This window comes from Kineococcus sp. GCM10028916 (assembly GCF_042674865.1).
Taxonomy (GTDB): Bacteria; Actinomycetota; Actinomycetes; order Actinomycetales; family Kineococcaceae; genus Kineococcus.
The window spans coordinates 206,796-226,027 of the sequence record NZ_JBHTFM010000017.1; the positions used below are offsets into that span (position 1 = coordinate 206,796).

General features: G+C 71.0%; 21 protein-coding genes and 4 pseudogenes. 15 read left to right on the forward strand and 10 right to left on the reverse strand.

Translation table 11 applies throughout. The features are described from left to right. Positions 1 to 356 precede the first annotated feature (356 nt). The 5 genes from ACFQ46_RS17400 to ACFQ46_RS17420 all read left to right on the forward strand — a co-directional run bounded on the left by ACFQ46_RS17400 (position 357) and on the right by ACFQ46_RS17420 (position 4,483). Positions 357 to 809, forward strand: a complete 453-nt coding sequence (locus ACFQ46_RS17400) for a DinB family protein (RefSeq protein WP_380260626.1) — start codon at positions 357 to 359, stop codon at positions 807 to 809. A gap of 179 nt (positions 810 to 988) precedes the next feature. Further along, positions 989 to 1,903, forward strand: coding sequence for an ABC transporter ATP-binding protein (locus ACFQ46_RS17405; RefSeq protein ID WP_380260627.1), 915 nt, complete (start codon positions 989 to 991; stop codon positions 1,901 to 1,903). Next, positions 1,903 to 2,706: an ABC transporter permease gene (locus ACFQ46_RS17410; RefSeq protein ID WP_380260628.1), complete on the forward strand. Its 804-nt coding sequence runs from the start codon at positions 1,903 to 1,905 to the stop codon at positions 2,704 to 2,706. Before ACFQ46_RS17405 ends, ACFQ46_RS17410 begins: the two co-directional genes overlap by 1 nt. Before the next feature lie 20 nt (positions 2,707 to 2,726). Next, a complete protein-coding gene (locus tag ACFQ46_RS17415; RefSeq protein ID WP_380260629.1) occupies positions 2,727 to 3,857 on the forward strand; it encodes a sensor histidine kinase in 1,131 nt (376 codons plus the stop codon). Then, positions 3,854 to 4,483 (forward strand): response regulator, encoded by a 630-nt coding sequence (locus tag ACFQ46_RS17420; RefSeq protein WP_380260630.1) that lies wholly within the window; start codon positions 3,854 to 3,856, stop codon positions 4,481 to 4,483. Before ACFQ46_RS17415 ends, ACFQ46_RS17420 begins: the two co-directional genes overlap by 4 nt. Positions 4,484 to 4,559: 76 nt before the next feature. On the opposite strand, the pseudogene ACFQ46_RS17425 reads toward ACFQ46_RS17420, so the two are convergent. Continuing rightward, positions 4,560 to 5,121 (reverse strand): annotated as a pseudogene (locus tag ACFQ46_RS17425) (DDE-type integrase/transposase/recombinase); the annotation flags it as partial. Positions 5,122 to 5,277: 156 nt separating this feature from the next. On the opposite strand from ACFQ46_RS17425, the gene ACFQ46_RS17430 reads away from it, so the two are divergent. After that, complete coding sequence (locus tag ACFQ46_RS17430) at positions 5,278 to 5,400, forward strand: hypothetical protein (protein WP_380260631.1); 123 nt, start codon at positions 5,278 to 5,280, stop codon at positions 5,398 to 5,400. Between the two features lie 288 nt (positions 5,401 to 5,688). Here ACFQ46_RS17430 and ACFQ46_RS17435 read toward each other — a convergent pair. Next, a pseudogene (locus tag ACFQ46_RS17435) lies at positions 5,689 to 5,847 on the reverse strand (transposase); the annotation flags it as partial. On the opposite strand from ACFQ46_RS17435, the gene ACFQ46_RS17440 reads away from it, so the two are divergent. Further along, on the forward strand, positions 5,801 to 6,031 hold the full coding sequence (locus ACFQ46_RS17440) for a hypothetical protein (protein WP_380260988.1): 231 nt from the start codon (positions 5,801 to 5,803) through the stop codon (positions 6,029 to 6,031). The pseudogene ACFQ46_RS17435 and the gene ACFQ46_RS17440 overlap by 47 nt on opposite strands. Before the next feature lie 288 nt (positions 6,032 to 6,319). Here ACFQ46_RS17440 and ACFQ46_RS17445 read toward each other — a convergent pair whose 3' ends face one another. Together ACFQ46_RS17445 and ACFQ46_RS17450 are read right to left on the reverse strand one after the other, a co-directional pair. Beyond that, complete coding sequence (locus tag ACFQ46_RS17445) at positions 6,320 to 6,949, reverse strand: PAS domain-containing protein (RefSeq protein WP_380260632.1); 630 nt, start codon at positions 6,947 to 6,949, stop codon at positions 6,320 to 6,322. A 574-nt stretch (positions 6,950 to 7,523) separates the two neighbouring features. After that, on the reverse strand, positions 7,524 to 7,958 hold the full coding sequence (locus tag ACFQ46_RS17450; protein WP_380260633.1) for a response regulator transcription factor: 435 nt from the start codon (positions 7,956 to 7,958) through the stop codon (positions 7,524 to 7,526). Positions 7,959 to 8,707: 749 nt separating this feature from the next. On the opposite strand from ACFQ46_RS17450, the gene ACFQ46_RS17455 reads away from it, so the two are divergent. From ACFQ46_RS17455 to ACFQ46_RS17470, 4 genes are all read left to right on the forward strand, one after another. Next, positions 8,708 to 9,424, forward strand: a complete 717-nt coding sequence (locus ACFQ46_RS17455) for a signal peptidase I (RefSeq protein WP_380260634.1) — start codon at positions 8,708 to 8,710, stop codon at positions 9,422 to 9,424. Further along, the gene (locus ACFQ46_RS17460; RefSeq protein ID WP_380260635.1) at positions 9,411 to 10,160 is read left to right on the forward strand and encodes a TasA family protein; all 750 of its coding nucleotides are present in this window, start codon (positions 9,411 to 9,413) and stop codon (positions 10,158 to 10,160) included. The genes ACFQ46_RS17455 and ACFQ46_RS17460 overlap by 14 nt, the downstream gene beginning before the upstream one ends. 370 nt (positions 10,161 to 10,530) lie before the next feature. Beyond that, entirely contained in the window at positions 10,531 to 10,833 is a 303-nt protein-coding gene (locus ACFQ46_RS17465) for a hypothetical protein (protein WP_380260636.1), read from the forward strand. Between the two features lie 210 nt (positions 10,834 to 11,043). Continuing rightward, positions 11,044 to 12,438: an EAL domain-containing protein gene (locus ACFQ46_RS17470; protein WP_380260637.1), complete on the forward strand. Its 1,395-nt coding sequence runs from the start codon at positions 11,044 to 11,046 to the stop codon at positions 12,436 to 12,438. Between the two features lie 423 nt (positions 12,439 to 12,861). Here ACFQ46_RS17470 and ACFQ46_RS17475 read toward each other — a convergent pair whose 3' ends face one another. Then, entirely contained in the window at positions 12,862 to 13,125 is a 264-nt protein-coding gene (locus ACFQ46_RS17475; protein WP_380260638.1) for a hypothetical protein, read from the reverse strand. Between the two features lie 172 nt (positions 13,126 to 13,297). Continuing rightward, a pseudogene (locus ACFQ46_RS17480) lies at positions 13,298 to 13,495 on the reverse strand (transposase); the annotation flags it as partial. A gap of 126 nt (positions 13,496 to 13,621) precedes the next feature. On the opposite strand from ACFQ46_RS17480, the gene ACFQ46_RS17485 reads away from it, so the two are divergent. The 3 genes and pseudogenes from ACFQ46_RS17485 (at position 13,622) to ACFQ46_RS17495 (ending at position 16,101) form a co-directional block, all read left to right on the forward strand. Then, positions 13,622 to 14,356 carry an SDR family NAD(P)-dependent oxidoreductase gene (locus ACFQ46_RS17485; protein WP_380260639.1) on the forward strand — a complete coding sequence of 245 codons (735 nt, stop codon included), beginning with the start codon at positions 13,622 to 13,624 and terminating at the stop codon, positions 14,354 to 14,356. 166 nt (positions 14,357 to 14,522) lie between these two features. Continuing rightward, positions 14,523 to 14,762: pseudogene (locus tag ACFQ46_RS17490) on the forward strand (SDR family oxidoreductase); the annotation flags it as partial. 31 nt (positions 14,763 to 14,793) lie between these two features. Next, the gene (locus ACFQ46_RS17495) at positions 14,794 to 16,101 is read left to right on the forward strand and encodes an MFS transporter (protein WP_380260640.1); all 1,308 of its coding nucleotides are present in this window, start codon (positions 14,794 to 14,796) and stop codon (positions 16,099 to 16,101) included. On the opposite strand, the gene ACFQ46_RS17500 is transcribed toward ACFQ46_RS17495, so the two are convergent. Then, positions 16,098 to 16,673: a hypothetical protein gene (locus tag ACFQ46_RS17500; RefSeq protein WP_328293008.1), complete on the reverse strand. Its 576-nt coding sequence runs from the start codon at positions 16,671 to 16,673 to the stop codon at positions 16,098 to 16,100. The two genes, ACFQ46_RS17495 and ACFQ46_RS17500, sit on opposite strands and share 4 nt — an antisense overlap. Positions 16,674 to 16,695: 22 nt before the next feature. After that, positions 16,696 to 17,037, reverse strand: a complete 342-nt coding sequence (locus tag ACFQ46_RS17505) for a DUF4440 domain-containing protein (protein WP_380260641.1) — start codon at positions 17,035 to 17,037, stop codon at positions 16,696 to 16,698. A 52-nt stretch (positions 17,038 to 17,089) separates the two neighbouring features. On the opposite strand from ACFQ46_RS17505, the gene ACFQ46_RS17510 reads away from it, so the two are divergent. Continuing rightward, complete coding sequence (locus ACFQ46_RS17510) at positions 17,090 to 18,262, forward strand: winged helix DNA-binding domain-containing protein (protein ID WP_380260642.1); 1,173 nt, start codon at positions 17,090 to 17,092, stop codon at positions 18,260 to 18,262. 1 nt (position 18,263) lies between these two features. Here ACFQ46_RS17510 and ACFQ46_RS17515 read toward each other — a convergent pair whose 3' ends face one another. Both ACFQ46_RS17515 and ACFQ46_RS17520 read right to left on the reverse strand, forming a co-directional pair. After that, positions 18,264 to 18,881, reverse strand: a complete 618-nt coding sequence (locus ACFQ46_RS17515; protein ID WP_380260643.1) for an MBL fold metallo-hydrolase — start codon at positions 18,879 to 18,881, stop codon at positions 18,264 to 18,266. A gap of 29 nt (positions 18,882 to 18,910) precedes the next feature. Then, positions 18,911 to 19,147: a hypothetical protein gene (locus ACFQ46_RS17520; protein WP_380260644.1), complete on the reverse strand. Its 237-nt coding sequence runs from the start codon at positions 19,145 to 19,147 to the stop codon at positions 18,911 to 18,913. Positions 19,148 to 19,232: the final 85 nt, after the last annotated feature.

Genomic DNA, 19,232 nt, shown 5'->3' on the forward strand with positions numbered 1-19,232 from the left:
GGGAACCCTGCTGCCTGCCCGACAGCTCCAGCTGCTCCGCTGAGCAGGCGGCGGCGATCGAGGCGAGCGGCGGTGCGCAGGGCGCGGATCCACACGGTCTGCCGGTCGTCCTCTCGACGAGTTCCGGCGCTGAGAGCGGTGCGCCGCGCAGGAACGTCCTCCTGCGGATCGAGGGTCGCGGGACGGTTGTTCCTGCTCGGGGGACGAGATCCCGAGGACCGTCCCGCAGGCGCTCGTTCGTGACCGGTGCCGCTGGAGACCTCCCGGCCGCGGTGGATCCGTTCCGCAGGCGCATCGCACACTTCGCAGCCGGCGCTACCAACCGTCGCGCCGAGCGGGTCGGCTAGGTTTCCGACATGGACCGAGCGACCACGACGGGCCTCGCTTCCCTGAGGTACGCCTTCGGGCAGATGCTGGCGCTGGTGGAACTCCTGGATGCACGGCTCCTGAACGAGCGGCCCACCCCGAGGGGTACGAACGCCGTGGGAGCGCTCGTCCTGCACTGCTGTGCTGTCTGCGAGTTCTGGCTGGGGCACGTTGCCCTCGGGCGACCGACGAGCCGTGACCGAGACGCCGAGTTCGCCCGCACGACCACCGCGGCGGAGTGCCGCGCAGAGGTGGCGCAGGCGCTGGTCCGGGTCGAGGCGGACCTGCAGCGGCTGCAGGAGGGCGCCGGCCAGTCCCACCCCGCTCGCGCCCGCCTCGCGGGCGGCGGCGATGACCACGCCGTCCTCCTGCACGTCGTCGAAGAGCTGTTCCAGCACCTCGGGCAGATGGAGGTGACCAAGGACGTGCTGCTCTCGGCCTAGCAGCAGCGGTTCGCCCAGCAGCCTCGTCAACGGGCTGAGGAGACCCTCGAGAGGTTCCTCGGGGTCCCGGTTCCGCGCCGACGACCGTGAGGTTCGTCATGGGTGAGGGGTGCGGAAGGCGGCGGAACTCGTGACGGCGGACACGGGGACGACGCCCGGTCCGGCGCCACCCTGGAGACATGAGCGCAGTCGTCGTCAGGGACCTCGAACGGACCTACGCCAGCGGCACGAGAGCCGTCCGCGGCATCAGCTTCTCCGTCGAACGCGGTGAGGTCTTCGGCCTCCTCGGCACCAACGGGGCGGGCAAGACCTCCACCGTCGACGTCGTCACCGGGCTGGTGCGACCGTCGGGGGGCAGCGTCAGCGTGCTGGGGCACGACCCCGTCCGCGAGCGCCGCCAGGTCCGGCCGCGCACGGGTGTGGTCCTGCAGTCCGGCAGCCTGCCCGGGGACCTGACCGTCGCGGAGTCGCTGCAGATGTGGAGCGGCACCCTCACCCGGCGGCGGCCCACCGCGGAGGTCGTCGAGGTCGTGGGCCTGCAGCACAAGCTGGACGCCCCGGTGAAGTCGTTGTCCGGGGGGGAGCGTCGCCGTCTCGACCTCGGGGTCGCGCTGCTCGGCCGGCCGGAGGTCCTCGTCCTCGACGAACCCACGACGGGGCTGGACGCGCAGTCGCGTCGTTCGGTCTGGGAACTGGTCCGCGACCTCGTCGCCGGGGGCACGGCCGTGATGCTCACGACCCACCACCTGGAGGAGGCCGAGGAACTCTCCGACCGCCTCGCGATCATGCACCGGGGACTGGTCGCCGCCGAGGGGACCGTCGCCGACGTCGTCGCCGGGCACCGCTCGGAGATCCGCTGGAACGCCGACGCGGGGCGTCCCGAGCTCGCGGACCTCAGTCCGGGCGACACCGTCCAGCACCACGGACGCTACGTGGTCGTGCGGACGAACCACCTGCAGCGCAGCTTGTCCCGGGTCCTCGCCTGGGCCGACGACCACGCCCTCGCCCTGTCCGAGCTGAAGGCCACCCCGGCCTCGCTCGAGACCGCCTTCCTCGAACTCGCCGGCACCCACGTCACGGAAGAGGCCGCCTGATGACCACCCTCGAGACCGCACCCGCACCCGCGGTCCAGACCACGAACCGCGTCGCCGCCAGCGCCCGCCGCACCTGGTCCCTCACCCGCGCCGAACTGCTGCTGCTGCGCCGCAACCGGACCCTGATGTCCATCACCCTGATCATGCCGATCAGCGTCGTCGGCCTCTTCAGCACCCTCGACGGTGTCGGGGACGGGGGGAACGCCACGGCGCTCGCGATCGCCAGCCTGGTCGGGATGCTGTTGTTGTTCGTCGTCTACTACAACGTCCTCTCGGCTTCCGTCGCCCGCCGCGAGGAAGGAGTCCTGCAGCGGTTGCGGACCGGGGAGGCGGCCGACGGCGAGATCCTCGTCGCGCTCGCCGCGCCGTCGGTGGCGATCACCCTGGTGCAGTCGCTGGTCCTCGCCGTGGCGGGGGCCGTCGTGCTCGGGCTGCCGGTCCCGCAGAACCCCGTCCTCACCCTGGCCGGGATCATCGTCGGGTCGGCCGTGTTCACCGGGCTCGCGCTGGTGACGGCGGTGTTCTCACCGACTCTGGAGTCCGTGCAGATGACCAGCCTGCCCGTCATCGGGATCGCGGTGCTGGGGGCCGGTCTGGCGATGCCGCTGGACGCCCTGCCCGGGAGCATCAACCGGGTCGCGCAGTTCACGCCGATGAGCCCGGTGCTGGACCTCGTCAACGCGGGCTGGACCGGTGACCCCGCGGGGATCGACCTCCTGCAGGCCGCGGGGGTGGCGCTGGCCTGGATCGTCCTGACCGTCGTCGTCGTGCAGCGGCGGTTCCGCTGGTCGCCGCGGGTCTGAGGGTCTGGGAGAGTCGGCCCGTGAACCTGCTGGGACGCTGGCGCGCCGCGGACGACCCGCGGCGCGTCGAGCTGTACACCCACTGGTCGCTGGTCCCGGCGGTGTTCTGCGCTCCGTTGCTCGTGCTCGGCCTGGGAGTCGGGGCCGACGCCTCCGGGGCGTGGGTGGCGGCCGCCGCCTCGCTCGTGCAGGCGTTCGCCGTGGCGCTCGCGGTCAGCCGGGTCGTGCACCGCCGAGCCTGGGGGCTTCCGCTGGTCGTCGCGTGGGTCACGGCGTCGGCCCTCGCCTACGTGGTCGGGCTCCTCGCCCTGCGTGGGACCACCGCCGCGGCAGGTGTCGCGACCGCCGCCGCGGTCCTCTCGGTGACCCCGCTGGGCCGGTTCCGGTTCCGCCGCTACGCCCCCGTCGTGGTCGTCGTCGTGGGGGCGGCCACCGCACCGCTCACCGCGCCCCCGGCGGTCGCCGCGATGTTCGTGGTCTACGGCTGGATCCTGGCGTCCGTCCTGCAGCTCTCGATGTGGCTCCTGGACGTCGTGCGCCGCCTGGCCGACGCCGAACGCGTCGGGGTCCGGCTGGCGCTGGCCGAGGAGCGGCTGCGGTTCGCCCGCGACCTGCACGACGTCGTGGGGCGCGACCTCTCCGCCATCGCCGTGACGAGCGACCTCGTCGCGGAACTGGCCCGACGGGGCCGCCCCGAGGCCGTCGACCGTGCCGAGGAGGTCCGGACGATCGCGCAGAACTCGTTGCAGCAGATCCGCGACGTCGTCCGCGGGTACCGCGCGGTCGACCTCGCGACGGAACTCGAGGGGTCGGTGGCGCTGCTGCGCTCCGCCGGCGTCGAGTGCACCGTGGAGCACACCGAGAGCGACCTGCCCGTCGAGGTCCGGTCTGCCGCGGCCTGGGTCATCCGCGAGGGGGTCACCAACGTCGTGCGGCACAGCGCCGCGACGTGGTGCCGCATCACCGTCTCCCGCTCCGCCGACGAGCTGGGGGTGCTGCTCGAGAACGACGGGGTGAGCTCGGCCGCCACCGGGAACGGTTCCGGCCTGGCGGGTCTGGCCGAACGGTTGCACCCCCTCGGCGGTCGCCTCGACGTCCGACGGGGCGACGGCACGTTCGTCCTCGACGCCCGACTGGAGGTCCCCGCGTGATCAGAGTCCTGCTCGCCGACGACGAGAACCTCGTCCGCAGTGCCGTCGCCGGTCTGCTCGACCTGCAGGACGACCTCGAGGTCGTCGGCCAGGCCGCGTCCTGCGCGGAGGCGCTGGCCGTGGCGTCCAGGACGAACCCCGACGTGGCAGTCCTCGACCTGCAGATGCCGGCGGGGGACGTCCGTGCGGGGGCGCCGTCGGACGGCATCGCCCTCGCCGAGCGGCTGCACGTCGAGGTTCCCGGCATCACGACCCTGCTCCTGACCAGCCACGGTCGTCCCGGTCACCTGAAACGGGCCCTGGAGGCGGGCGTGCGGGGTTTCCTGCCCAAGACGTCCTCGGGATCCGTTCTCGCCGATGCGATCCGCACCGTGTCGTCCGGGGGCCGCTACGTCGACCCGTCGCTGGCGGCCGACGCGATCGCCGCCGGGGCCAGCCCGCTCACCGCCCGGGAGTCCGACGTGCTGGAACTCGCCGCCGACGGCGCCGGGGTCGAGGAGATCGCGGTGAAGGTGTCGCTCTCGCCCGGGACGGTCCGCAACCACCTGTCCTCCGCCTCCGGCAAGCTCGGCGCCGCCAACCGCCACGAGGCCGTCGCCCTGGCCCGGAAGGCGGGATGGATCTGAGCGCGAGGACCCTCGAGGAACGGGCCCTGGCCCGGGCGCTGACGAACCCGGCACCTGCTGTCGGGCTCCCGCTACGTCACGCGGTCAGGGCGACCGAGGAGATCATGATGGTCTCGCACTCGATCGGGGTCGACCGAACCCGGCCCGCTCTGCCGCCGGCGCCCGTGGTAGGTCCGCTCGATCCAGGTCCACGATAGCGATCCGCAGTTCGCCGCGGGTGGCCTGTTGCCAGCGGTCCAGGACGTTGTCCTTCAGCAACTCGAGGAAACTCTCCATTGCCGCCTCGTCCCCGGCCGTACCGACGCGACCCATCGACCCGACCAGTCCGTGTCGGCTCGAGGCATGGAGAAACTTCCTCGATCGGAATGGGGAGCCCCGGTCGCTGCGAACTCGACGACCAGCGACCTCGGCGCCCTCGACCTGACGTCTGGCAACGGTGTTGGCCGAAGCGCGGACAGTCGGACGAGACTGCATCCGCGAGTCGATGGCGTACCCCACGATGCGTCGGGAGAAGACGTCCTCGATGGCGCAGAGGCAGACCTTGCCCTCGCCCGTCCAGTGTCGCCGGTCAGCCACGACTCGTTGGGCCGGGTGGCGGTGAACTTCCGGCGGACGAGGTCGTCGTGCACCGGCCGGCCGTGCCGTTTCCCGTTCTCAGGACTCCACAGCTTGCAGTACCCGCAGGACCATCCGGTCGGCCCCCGCGTGGTCGTCAGCCGTGATCCTCACGACGGTGTCGTCCACGAACATCAGCATCTGCCCGTACGCGCCGTGCAGACGCCACGCAGCACCGGGTGTTCCTGCCCTTCGAGGGAGACCGCACTCTCGACCTGATCTTGTCCAAGGCAGTGCTGCTCGCCCACGATTGCGTGATCACCGACGCCACGATCACCTCGCAGATCCGCCGCGATCGCTGACGAGTCGCGCGACCCGGTACTCCCCTGCTCGAGCGAGCACACAAAGCTCGCGCAGACCGGATGTCCGAGACGTGGGGACGGGACGGGGGATCGCGGAGATGGAGAAGTCGGTGGTTGGACATCATGAGTGACCAGGACTCAAGCGTCTGGGGTTTCGCCGGCGCTCGCGGGCTAGTCTGCGCCGTGTGGTGACCCGTCGGTGGGCAGCAGGCCACTACAGCCGTCCATCAGGTGTGGCGTGTGTCCGGGGCCATGAAGAAGTGGCTGCTCTGACTGATGTGTGAAGCCTCACCGCCCCTTCCGGTCTGGCAGCGGCGGGTAGAACCCACCCATCGACAGCATCGCCAACCCCGCCGCGGAAGGGAACCCGAACGCCACCCGCGTCAACCCCCGGACCTTCGTGTTCGTCGACTCCACCAGCCCGTTCGACGATCCATGCTCGAAGGTTGTGTCAAACCCGGGCCTTGACAGGTCAGCTGATCTGTCCTTCGCTGCGGGCCCGGACATCCGCCGGCTCATCTCCGGGGAGCTGGCGGCGGAGCAGACCATCGCCAGTGGGGTGGTCGAGGTGCTGAGCGGGCCCCGGATACTCCTGGGGCGGTTCGTGAGCACGTTCCACCTGACCGCCTGACTACTCGACCGGCTGATGCGTCAACGACGCAGGCGCCGTTCAGAGCTTGTCCCGGTCTTCTGGACAGGTCGATCATGGTGTCCGGAGAAGCGGGTCGAGGTCCCGACGGATTCAAGGGTCCGCGCAGCAGTCGAGAAGGCCCCGGGCGCGCAGGTGCGCTGGCGGTTGCGCATGGTGGGGGGTGCGTGAACAGCTCGGTACGACAGGGGCGCTACCTCGTCACCTACCCACATCCGCAGTACCCGGGTACGGCTGCGCGAGCCTCGTTCGAGGTGTTACCGCATGCGTTCATTGCACGGGGGCCATCAGACCCAGAATGCGGGCTTCGCCGTCGGGTGGTTGCACCACGCGTCCACTACCGTGTCGCCACGCCCAGGTCCCGTCGCTGAGGCGGGTGCGGAAGTGAGCGTCGTAGTCCCCGCCGGTCGCGAGTGCCGTAGCCAGCGCCTGTTCAACGTGCTCGCGGTCATCCGAGTGAATGACCTCACTCAGTTGGCGGGCCAGTGGTGCGCCGGAGTCGCGGACGTCGAGGAGGTCAGCACAACGCGCGTCCCAGGAGATGTGTCCGGTGCGTGAATCCAGTTCCCACGTCCCGACGGCAGGAGTCAGCAGAGACAGCTGGGGCAGCGCCGGGGGCACGGACGGCAACGATGCCGTGGGCGGCAGGTACAGCTCCAAGTGCTGCTGCAACGGCCGGGGCAGTTGTTTCCTCGTGGTGGCCGGGAGCAGATTCACCACTTGCGCGAGGAGTTCGTAGCTCAACCCGTCGCCTTGCACGACGAGCCGGCGCCCGCGCCCGGCTTCGTCGTCGAGGGCTACAGCGTCAAGGAGGATCGTGAACGGCGGATCTGGCGTGGCGGGCATCTCCTCACCCCACATGTCTTGCAGCAGTTTCACCAGATGCCGGGCCCGTTCCATCCGCTTCCGACCGCGTTCGTCCTGGTGCTGCTCTGGGTTCTCTCCTGGACCCGTTGCGTTCACCGCTACCCCTGTCGTGGCTGAGGCTTTGCGCCTACCTCATCCGATGGTGGCATAAGAACTCTCTATGTGACGGGTAGTCGTGATTATGCGGCCCCGGGGATTGGTGCTTCGCGGGGCGAGGAAGACGTGCCGGCGTGGTGCGCGGACGTGAGCGGGGTGTCCTCCGCAGAACACGGATGGCGTCTTCCCCGCCTGACTATCCCCCTTCCGGGGGGCAGGCCCAGCCAGCTCACCTGTTTCCTCAGGTCACTGGGTACTGCGGGTGAAGCAGGAACGCACCCCGCGCCGACGCGACGAGCGGCAGCTGGCCAGCGGGGGCGATCAGCGGGGGCGATCAGCATGAAGGGAGCTGACGTGGTCCCAGGGGCAGCTCTTGAGACATCGGCTCGGGCGGGGCGTCGACGCGGACTGGGTGTCGATGCGGCGGGGCTACGGTGCCGGGACGAACAGGTTGCGAGCGAGCGATGCACTCTCACCTCACCTGCACTCCTACCTCACCTGCACTCCGGTTCTACTGCGTCCTCTGCTGCAGGTGGTCTTCTTCGCCGGGGGGCAGGTGGCCTGCGCGTCGGGCAGCCTCGACTGCGGCGACGCTGCTGCGCACGCCGTACTTGCGGCGCACCGTCGCTAGGTGCTGAGCCACGGTGTGGGAGGAGCGCTGGAGCCTCTCGGCGATCTGTGTGCCGCTCAGACCTTCAGCAACCAGCTGCAACGTCTCGGCCTCGCGAGCGGTGAGGCGGTTGATGGCCGGGGTGGCGCGCTCGGGGCTCAGCTGTCCTCGTAGGCGGTGCAGCTCGGCTTCCAGCTGCTGCAGCTCCGACTCCGCCAGGACCACGACCCGGCCGCCGTCACGGGCTTGGATGTACATGCGGTGGTCCCCGGCGGCGATGGAATCCAGGACACGGGGCCACCACGCGTCGTCGAGTACCTCGTCCGTGCCGTGCACGTGGTGACGCCTCCATCGCTGGTCGGGGGAGTGCCGTTCGTCGACACCAGCTGCACTGATCGTCTCAGTGGGTCCCAGCCACGATGGCACCTCGAGGTGGTCGAGGCACAATCGCCGGCACGACGATGGGGCGGAGGGGTGGGTTGGGCCGGATCCAGCGGTGGGTCACGGGTGGTCACCGGCTCGCTGTGGGCGATGTGCACGGATGGTTGAGACGACGCTCAGGGCGTCGCAGAGGGTGCGCTTTCCAGGGCCAGAGGCAGCCAGGGCCTGCTCGTGATCGCGACCACGACCCGCGACGTGAGGCTTCGTCCCCACAGCTTCAGTCCCGACGGCTCCAGTCTTGACGGTGGCTGCCGAACCGCTACGCGGTGCACGCAGCTTCCTGCTGCGGTGCACGGGCCCGTCTCCTTGTTGAGGCTGGCAAGAGGCGACGGTGACGGTGCCGGTTCGTGGTCACGTACGCAGGTCGGGAGCGGGTCGTCGAGGGAGTCTTTCGGCTCACCGACTGCGGAACGAGCTCGCAGAAGACCTGCGAAGTGAGCCTTCAGATACCTAGCTATTGGTCGATGAAGTACTAGTAATTGGCGACCAGGAGGGGCGCACATGTCTCGTTTCGTGATCACGGCCTTCGGAGGCCGCGGCAGTCGACACCAGCGTGAACTCGGCGTCGGTGCTCACGCGTCCTTCCCGACGGACGCGGCACCCGACGTGGGAATGGGTGTAGCGACACTGCGCGGGACGCAGGCATGACCAACCGCCGCTTCCTGGGCATCCTGCTCTCCAGCCTCGGACTGTTCATCGCCGCCGGTCTGCTACTGGCCCACTTCGGTCTCGGCTTGAGCACGCACACGGTGCTCAGCAACAGCATGCGTCCCGCCTTCGCCGCGGGTGATCAGATCCTCACCCTCGACATCACACCCCAGCAGATCCACCGCGGCCAGGTCGTCATCGTCCAAACCCCGGACATGCCCGCCCCGATCGCGCACCGCGTCGCAGACGTGAAGACGATCGCCGATGCGGTGAGCGTGCGGACCAAGGGTGACGCCAACGCCAGCCCTGACGTCTGGACGAACCTGCTTCCTGGGGCGCAGATTCCCGTCGTGGTCGCCGTCGTCCCGGGTGTTCCGGGATGGCTGGAGCACGGTCCGAGCACGTGGGGCATCGGCCTGCAGGTCCTGATCATCGCCGGGTTGGGTGTGGTCGCGACGGTGATCACCGTGGCTCTGCAGTGGCGGGGTCGCCGTTGCGACTGCCTGGACTGCGCTGAAAACACGGCCGCGGGTGACGGCGCAGATCACCGTGACAGCGGTGGCGACGCCTCGGCCCCGCGCTGCCCGTCCTGCAGCGAAGAAGTCCCCGCCGCAGAAACCTCCAACGGGAGCAGTCCCGCCGCTTCCTCGCCCGATCCGGAACCCACCGCGCCAGACCAGGACCACCAGGAGGTTCACCATGCCCGCAGCTGAGAACAACACCGGACCCGCCCCGGTCGCCGACCGCGCCCAGCGCCACACCCACTCCAGGAGTCGACGAACGCGTCACGGGGCCCGGCGTACTTCCCTGCAGGTCGCTGGCATTGCCGCGACGATCGCGGCGGGGGTGGCCATCACCTCCGGCGGGGTCTACGCCGCCCTGACCGCCGAAGCGTTCAACGCCAGCGCGCAGAACGTCGGCAGCGGAACTCTCCTGCTCACGCTGAACAACACCACCGGCAGCGTGGGGTTCGGCTCTCCCCTCGCCAACATCGCCCCCGGCGACGTCGTCAACCGCTACGTCCAGGTGCGCAACACCGGCACACTGACCGGGCAGAACCTCACCCTGGGACTAGCGGACAGCACCCCCACTCTGCTGACCACCAGCACCACCAAGGGCCTGACCGTCGCGGTGAGCGAGTGCTCGGTGGCATGGACGATGCCCGGGGGAACGTGTAGCGGCACGAGCACCGCCGCACTCACCCTCACCCCCGCCGCCACGGTGATCTCCAGCGGGGGATCGACACCCGTGACCCTCGCAGCGCCGGCGTTCACCTCCTCCACCGACCGTTACTTCCGTGTGTCGGTGACCCTTCCTGACCTCACCAACGCGGAGGTGTCGACCAACGGGGCCCTGCCTGCGGCAGGAACCACCATCCAGGGCTTGGCCGCGAACCTGACGTGGAAGTTCACCCTGGCGCAGCGGACCGCCACCACCACGAACACCTGAGCGGACTCCAGCGCTGAGGTGGCAGCGTGGCTGCTCCCATGGTGAATGATTCGTTGCGCGACCTGCCCAGTGACCTGTCGGACAACCCACTGAGTGGCCCGTCCAGGTGGTCTGTCACGCGCAGCGCCGGCGGGGCGGGAGGGGGAGGATCGCGATGTCGAAGCCTGGTCGCGGATGGAGCCTAGGTGTGCGCCTGGGGGCGGCGATCACGGCGTGCGTGACGTGGTCGGCTCCCGTTGCGCACGCCGCGTCCTCGAGCGCGGCGACGTCCACCGCGGACCTGAGGTCGGCGAGCTGGGGGGTCGTGGTCACCCGGTCGAGCACACCGCCCTACGTCCCCGGACCAGCGGTCACCATCTCGGCATCAGTTGTGGGGGCGCGCTACTACACCGTCGCCAACACTGGTAGCCGGTTGCCGGGAAGCATCACCTACCGCCTGAACTCATCCCTGGGTCTGTCGGTCACCCTGGAGACGTGCCCGACGCCCTGGTCGGGGCTGGGGTTGTGCGCCACCACCCCCACCCCGGTGACGGCGAACACCGCCCAGAGCGCGGCGTCGGGGATGCCGCCGGTTGGAGGTGTTCTGTACCTGAAGGTCCTGGTGCTGGTTGCCGGGAGCGCAACCCTGCACGTGGAGGCGACCCGCCCCGATCCGGTGGTGGTGAATGCCTGATCGCGGTGTGATCGCCAGGAAGGACACCCGATTCAGGGCCCTCGGATCCCGTCACGCGCCGGTCACGCCAGGAGTCGGGTGCTCTCGGGCAGGACCAATCCAGATCATCTGGACCACACGAACCACACCGACCCGTGCAGACCCGAACCGCAGTTCAACGCACCCCGTCAACCGGCAAGCACCTATCCCCACAGACACACGATCAGCGGGGTGAACTGGAGTCCGACCATGCCCACAGCGCCCCTGCACCCCCGTGAGGACGAACGCCTGGCCTCCCTGCGCAGCTACCACGTGCTCGACGCCGCCCCCGACGCCGCGCTCGACGCGCTGACCATGGCCGCGGCCGGGGCACTGCGGGCACCCACGGCTTTGATCACTCTGGTGGACGAGGACCGGCAGTGGTTCGCCTCGGCCAGCGGCCTGGAAGTGATCACCAAGCGTGCGACGCGCCAAGCGCCTCGGGAGGTGTCCTTCTGCGCATGGACGGTGACCGGTGAGGAACCGCTCGTGGTGACTGACCTCTGCGCCGATGCGCGGTTCGCCGACAACGCCCTGGTCACCGGTCCCGAACATGTCCGCGCCTACGCCGGCGCCCCGATCATCGGTCGCGACGGGCTGCCGCTGGGCGCGTTGTGCGTCCTGGACCGGCAGACGCGGAACTTCGAAGAGGTCGGGGTGCGGACCTTGAACGCACTGGCCACGAGCGTTGCGGAGCTGCTGGAACTGCGCCGCCTCGACGCGGCCGCCGGTCTGCACGCTCGCCAAGTGCTCACCGAGAGCCACCAGTTGCGGTCTGGCATCGACGCGGAGCAACTGGTGGTGCACTACCAACCCGTGGTGAACCTTCCCACCGGGCGGTGGGAAGGACTGGAGGCCCTGGTGCGGTGGAAGCACCCGCAGCGGGGTCTGCTCGCTCCGGCCGCCTTCCTGCCGGTGGCCGAAGCCAGCGGCCTGGTCGTGCCGCTGGGGCGGCAGGTGCTGACGCTGGCGTGCACACAGGTGGCGTTGTGGCGTGACGCGTTCCCAGGGGTCGTGGGCGGCGCGGCCACCGCCGCTTGCGCAACTGCCGGTGCCGAGGGACTGCACGTGGCTGTGAACCTTTCCGGGCGTCAACTGAGCGAACCGGACGTCGTGGACATCGTGGCCGATGCACTCATCGTCAGCGGTCTTCCCGCGTCGGCGTTGACGTTGGAGCTGACCGAGACCTCACTGGCCGGGACCGGTGCGCAGGTCGATACCGCCCTGGCGACGATCCGCGCGATGGGGGTGCGACTGGCGCTGGATGATTTCGGCACCGGCTACGCCAGTCACGCCTACCTGCAGCGCTTCCAGCCCGACGTGGTCAAGATCGACCGCTGTTTCGTCACCGCCCTAGGCCGTTCCAGCCGTGACGACCTGCTGGCGTCCTCGCTGATCGACCTGGGTCTGCGGTTGGGGTGCGAGGTGATCGCCGAGGGAGTGGAAACCCTTGAGCAGGCCGAAGCGTTGAGCCACCTGGGGGTGTGCACCGCGCAGGGGTTCCTGTTCTCCCCGCCGCGCAGCGGCGCCGACATCGCGGCGGTGATCGCGGAGAACACCTGGTGTCGCGAGTCGATGATTCGTTGACCGTAGTCGCCGAGCTACTCGAGGATCTGCTCGGCGGTCTTGACCCGCACGTGAGGTCGCCGGTTCGAGGAAGACGGTGCGCTGGTCCAGGCGAGGCGGGACCCGGTCGACGGCCTCGGGGTCGACCCCGGGTTCGCGGCGGGCCTGCAGGACGGCATGGCGGCCAGGGCCTCGGCCTGGATGCCCTGCACCACGACGCGGTTGCGCTGTGCTCAGCGAGCAGGGCTGCCAGGTCGCCGCGAGGACCTACCGAGCCTGGAAGTGGCCAGCCTCCCGCAGCACGCACGGTCTACTGCTTGGGCATGATCGTCATCCTGACTCATCAGGAAGCGGAATCAAAGCCGTGACGCTTCACCTTGCCGGCCCCGCTGGGCGCAATCGGAGCCGGCCCCGAAGCTGGTGAGTAGCCATGGACGGCTCACCTCAGCAGGGGTAGCTCAAGGCGGCGTTCAAGATCTCCACCTGGTCGTGGGCTCCGCAGCTGGAACCCTGGAACTCCGACCAGGTGGCCGGGACGTTCTGCTCGGCACCGACGCAGCTGCTGCCACCCACCCCGGTCAGGACGAAGTCGTCGTCGGGAGCGTCGAGGCTGCCGCGCACGGCGGAGAGACAGGTGTTCTCGACGCCCGGCTGGTGGTTGCCGCTGGCGTCGTAGTCGATGGCCTCGCGGCCTTCGGCTGGTTTCACCGACTGCGCGTCCAGGACGGCGGCGGTGGGGCGGGGTCACGGCCGTCGGTGATGCGCAGGCGGTCGCGCAAAGGTCTCGTGGATGTCGTGCCAGACCCCGGCGGCGGTCCAGTGCTCGAACCAGCGGTAGGCCACGTTCCCGGGGACGAGGTCGTGGGGCAGCATCCCGCCGCGCGCACCCGGTGCGCAGGACGGAGAGGATCGAGTCGATCACGAGCCGGGTCGGGTAGGTGCCCGGACGGCCACCCCGCCCTGGATCTGGTTGCGGTACGAGCGGTCGCAGGACCTCCCTCTCCCTGTCGGTGAGGGAGGAGTCGTGGCGGAGAGGAGAGACCGCTTCGGCGTTGGTGGGGCAGGAGCAGGCGCACAGTCACGTGATCTTGGAGATCACGGCATGCTGGCTCATGCGACTCGTCATTCCACCGTTTCCATGATCACGATCCGTCGACGGAGGTAGCCCAACACGCCGCTGAGGCGGACACGGCAGGATGGCGGGATGAACCCCGTCCTGCTCCTCGGTGGCCGCAGCGAGATCGGACTCGAGGTGGCCGAACGGCTCGTGCGGGTCGGCGCGCGGACGGTGGTCCTGGCGGCCCGCCGTTCTGGGGAGCTGCAGGGGGAATCGGCCCGGCTCAGCGCTCTGGGCGCGAGCGTGGAGACGGTCGAGTTCGACGCCGACGACGTCAGCTCGCACGGACCGCTGCTGAGCGACGTCGTCGCCCGGCACGGCGCGGTCGACGCCGTCGTCGCGTTCGGGATCCTGGGCGACCAGGCGCGGGCGGAGACCGACGTCGCGCACGCCCTGGCCGTCGTGCACACCGACTTCGTCGCCCAGGTCAGCGTCCTGTCGCACCTGGCGAACCTGCTGCGGCCGTTGCGGTCCGGGCGGATCGTGGTGTTCTCCTCGATCGCCGGGGCGCGGGTGCGCCGGGCGAACTACGTCTACGGGTCCGCGAAGGCCGGGCTCGACGGTTTCGCCTCCGGACTCGCCGACGCGTTGCACGGCAGCGGGGTCCGGCTGCTGCTGGCCCGGCCGGGTTTCGTGGTCGGTCGGATGACCACGGGGATGTCGCCCGCACCGCTGGCCAGCGATCCCGCGCAGGTGGCCGACGCGGTGGTGGCCGGTCTGGCGGCCGGGCGCGACGTCGTCTGGGTCCCCGGCACCCTGCGCGCCCTGGCCGCCGCGATGACGGTCACGCCGCGCGCCGTGTGGCGCCGGGCGCCCCGGTAGTCCACCGGGCGGCCTCGCGCGGCCGTGTCCGGCGTGACCGGCGTGACCGGCGTGGACCTGCGGATCTCCGGGGGCACGGCGCTCGTCACGGGTGGCGACTCCGGCACCGGGTGGCACACGGCGAAACTCCTCCTCGCCGAGGGTGTGGAGGTCGCCGTCACCGACGTCGACCGCCTGCACCGCGACCCCCGTGACCGACGCGGTGGTGGAGAAGCGCTCGAGGGAACTCGGCACGAGCGTCGAACAGGTGATCAGCAGTTTCCTCGACGAGGAGCGGCCGTCCACGGAGCTGGAACGGCGGGGCGAACCCGAGGAGGTCGCCGCGCTCATCGCGTTCCTGGTGTCCGATCGCGCGAGTTTCGTCGACGGCAGCGACGACCGTGTGGACTCCGGGAGCGTCGCGACCGTCGAGGGCCCAGCACCTAGGCTTGGCGAACGTGAGCGCACCCACGACCGTCTCGCAACGCCTCGACGCGTTGCCCTTCACCCGCCGCCACCGGCGCCTGCTCGTCGGCTCCGGGGTCGGCTGGGCGCTCGACGCCTTCGACGTCGGCCTCGTCGCGTACGTGCTCGTCGCGCTCAGGGCGCAGTGGGACCTGGACGCGTCGCAGTTGTCGTGGATCGCCTCGATCGGGTTCGCCGGGATGGCTCTCGGCGCCACGTTCGGTGGCCTGCTCGCCGACCGGATCGGGCGACGTCAGGTCTTCGCGTTGACGTTGCTCGTGTACGGGATCGCCACCGGCGCCGCGGCGTTGTCGTGGTCGCTGGGAGCCCTGCTGGTCTTCCGCTTCCTCGTCGGCCTCGGGCTGGGCGCGGAACTGCCCGTCGCCTCGACCCTGGTCAGCGAGTTCGCGCCGCGTCGGATCCGCGGTCGGGTCGTCGTGGCGCTGGAGGCGTTCTGGGCCCTGGGCTGGACCCTCGCCGCCCTGGTCGGGTACCTCCTGGTCCCGGCGTCGGAGGACGGGTGGCGTTGGGCACTGGCGCTGGGGGCGCTGCCGGCCGTCTACGCCGTCGTCGTGCGCCGCGGCTTGCCGGAGTCCGTGCGGTTCCTGCTGTCGAAGGGTCGCACCGCGGAGGCGACCGCGGTCGTCGAGGAGTTCGAGGCCGCCGCCGGGGTCCGGCCCGTCGGGGACCTCGTGCCCGATCCGCGACCGGTCGGCGGGCAGGGGATCTGGCACCCGACGTTGCGTCGCCGCACGCTGGGTCTGTGGCTGGTCTGGTTCTTCGTGAACTTCAGCTACTACGGCGCGTTCACCTGGATCCCCAGCCTGCTCGTCGAGGACGGGTTCACCGTGATCCGGTCGTTGCAGTTCACGCTGATCATCACGCTCGCCCAGCTGCCGGGGTACGCGGTCGCGGCCGTGCTGGTCGAGACGTGGGGGCGGCGGCGGACCCTGGCGCTGTTCCTCGTCGGCTCGGCCCTCTCCGCCCTGGGTTACGCCGCAGCCGGTTCCACGACGACGATCCTCGCGGCCGGGATGGCCCTGTCGTTCTTCAACCTGGGGGCGTGGGGTGCGCTGTACGCCGTGACGCCCGAGGTCTACCCGACGGCCGTGCGCGGCCGGGGCACCGGGTCGGCGGCGGGTTTCGGCCGGATCGCCTCGATCCTGGCCCCGCTGAGCGTCCCGGTGCTCCTGGGCACCGGGGGCAGCGCGGTCGTGTTCGTGGTGTTCGCGCTGGCCTTCGCGATCGCCGCGTCGGCGAGCTTCCTGCTCCCCGAGACCCGCGGGACGGCGCTGGACTAACGGCTCCGCGCCGCCTCGGCCTCGAGGGCGGCGAGGTCCACGAGCATGCTCGCGGCCCCGTGCAGCCCGGCGCTGAGCGCGTCCATCCCGGGGGAGAGGATCGTCAGGTCACCGCGCTCGGCGAGTTCGGCGAAGATCCCGTCGTTGCTCACCACGAGGAACTCGACCGGGTCCGCCACCTTCGCGGCCGCGGCCAGCAGCGCGTAGTCGGCCACGTCGGCGCCCTGCGGGACGGCCTTGGCCCGGTCGGCGAACTCCTCGAGCCACGGCCTGGAGCGGGCCACCGCCCCGACCTGCCCGGCGAGCGCCACGTGGTCGGCCTGACGGGCGAGCTCGACGACGACGGCGAGCCGGGCGCGCAACCGGCTGGGGGAGGCCCGCAGGTTGTCCAGGTCGACGAGCAGGACCCGCTGGGCACCCTGCTGGGCCCACACGGGGTAGTCCCGCACGAGCAGGCGCAGCGCGTCGCTGGCCGGGTCCGGGCCGACGCGGACGACCTCGGGGGCGGGGACGTCCTCGAGCCTGAACCACTCGTAGTCGGCCCACTCGTCCGGCGCTCCACCCAGTCCCATGGCCCAAGACTCCCACCGATGATCAGCAGAGCGTGCCCTGGTGGTACCGCAACTTCCAGCCGTCCGGGGTCCGGCGCCACAGCGAGGACCGGCGGGCCCGGCGGCCGGTGGGGTCGGAGACGTAGGTGAGGAGCACGACGCCCGGGGCCAGGACCTCCCCGGTGAGCTCGGCGTGCGGGGTCGGCTCGGTCCGGTCCTCGCCCGCCAGCAGCTCGATCGTCTCGGCGCGCGACCAGACCCGACCGGAGGCGCCGATCTCGCGGAAGTCCGCGTCGAGCAGCTGCCCCAGCCGCTCCGGGGAGCGTCGGGCGGCGGGGGAGAGCAGTTCGACCTCGAGGTCCCGGACTACGTCCACGTCGTTCACGACCCGATCCTGGCAGCAGCGGTCCCGCGCTGCGGTGGAGGAGGATGGCGCTGTGCGCCACGTGACCGACGCCGAACGCCGTGCCCGGATCGCGTGGCGGCACGCTCTGGCGCCGGCGGCGAGGCTGGACAGCCCGGAGGCCGTCACGCGGGCGATGACGGTCCTGCACTCCACGGAACCGGCGACGGTGCACCTCTCCTGCTGGGCGCGGGGACGGGACCTGCGGGTCGCCGACGTCGAACGGGCGCTCCACGTCGACCGCACCCTGGTGAAGCAGCTCGCGATGCGGCGCACGCTGTTCGTGTTCCCGAGGGAACTGCTGCCCCACGTCTGGCCGAGCGCGTCGGCGCGGGTCGCGGCCACCGAACGCGCGACGATCGCGAAGGACGTCGTGAAGGCGGACCTCGCGCAGGAGGGCCAGGAGTGGCTGGACCGCGCCCGCCGGGAGGTCCTCGCCGTCCTGGCCGACGCGCCGGAAGGCTTGACGGCGCAACAGGTCCGGCTCGCGGTGCCGATGATCGACGTCAAGGTCTCGGTCTCACCGGGGTCGTCGTGGTCGGCCTCGCGGATCCTCACCCACCTCGGGCTGACGGGACACGTGGTGCGGGGCGTCAACACCGGGCACTGGCGGACGTCGCGGCCCCGGTGGACGCTGACCCCGGACTGGCTGGGGGAGGTTCCCGCACCCACCTCGGCGCAGGAGGGCTACCGGGAACTCGTCCGGCGCTGGCTGGGGACGTTCGGGCCGGGGACCGAGGACGACGTCGTCTGGTGGCTGGGCGCGACCAAGACGATCGTGCGTGCGGCGTTGCGTGAACTCGACGCCGTCGAGGTCTCGCTGGACGGCGGGTCGCTCGGGTACCTCCTGCCCGACGACGTCGAGGAGACGCCCGACCCGGGCGCCTGGGTGTCGCTGCTGCCGGTGCTGGACCCGACCGTGATGGGCTGGAAGGCGCGGGAGTTCTACCTCGGCCCGCACCGCGAGCAGCTCTTCGACCGCAACGGCAACGCCGGCACGACCGTCTGGGTCGACGGGCGCGTCGTGGGCTGCTGGGTGCAGGACGAGGCGGGCGTGGTGCACCTGCGGCTGCTGGAGCAGGTCGGCGCCCGCGCCCGGAAGGCGCTGCGGGCCGAGGCCGCGCGTCTGACGTCCTGGCTCGGCGGGGTGCGCGTCGGGACGGTCTACCCGTCCGCGGCGATGCGGGAACCGGTCGTCCCGCCATGACCTACCAGCCGCGTTCGCGCCACTGCGCCAGGTGCGGGCGTTCGGTGCCGATCGTCGTGGGGGCCCCGTGACCGGGGTGCACGACGGTGTCGTCGTCGAGGACGTCGAACAACCTCGTGCTGACGTCGTCGAGGAGCCGGGTGAAGTCGGCGGCGTCGCCGCGGGTGTTGCCGACGCCACCGGGGAACAGCGAGTCGCCCGTGAAGACCTGGTCGGGCCCGTCGGCGTCGCGCAGGACGAGGGCCACGGACCCGGGGGTGTGGCCGCGCAGGTGCACGACCTCGAGCGCCACGTCCCCGACGCGGACGACGTCGCCGTGGGTGAGGCGCTGCTGCACGGGGAGGGGCAGGTGGTCGGCGTCGTCCTCACCCGCGGCGGTGGTGGCGCCCGTGGCCTCGACGAGCGCGGCGAGGGCCCCGACGTGGTCGTGGTGGCGGTGGGTGGTGACGATCAGGTCGAGCGGGCCGCCGACGAACTCCAGCAGCCTCCCGGGCTCGGCGGCCGCGTCGATCAGCAGGCGGCGGCCGGTGCTGCGGCAGGTCACGAGGTAGGCGACGTTGTCCATGTCCCCGACGTGGACGGAGTCGACCGCGGCGGAGCTGGTGGTGGTGGCGCTCATGTCCAGACCGTAGCGACCGCGGATGGGGGTCAGCGCGGGCGGGCCACCGGGTGGAGGGCCGGTGTCGCGGCGTTCTCGCGCAGGTCGATGACGCGGTCGTGCGCGGTCCGGCGCTGGGCCAGGCCGATGGCGAAGGCCATGGTCAGCAGGCCGTAGAAGACGGCCCGGGCGACCTCGCCGTCGGCGGCGAACCCGCCGGTCAGGGCGAGGCACCCCAGCGCACCGATGAGGTGCACGAGGTCCATGAAGGACTTCCAGACGGCCACCTCACGATGGTGGCTCGGCGTCGGGGCCGCTGCACGCTCGAGCGTCGAAGTCGACCGGGCCGGTCCACGCCTCAGGACACTGCGT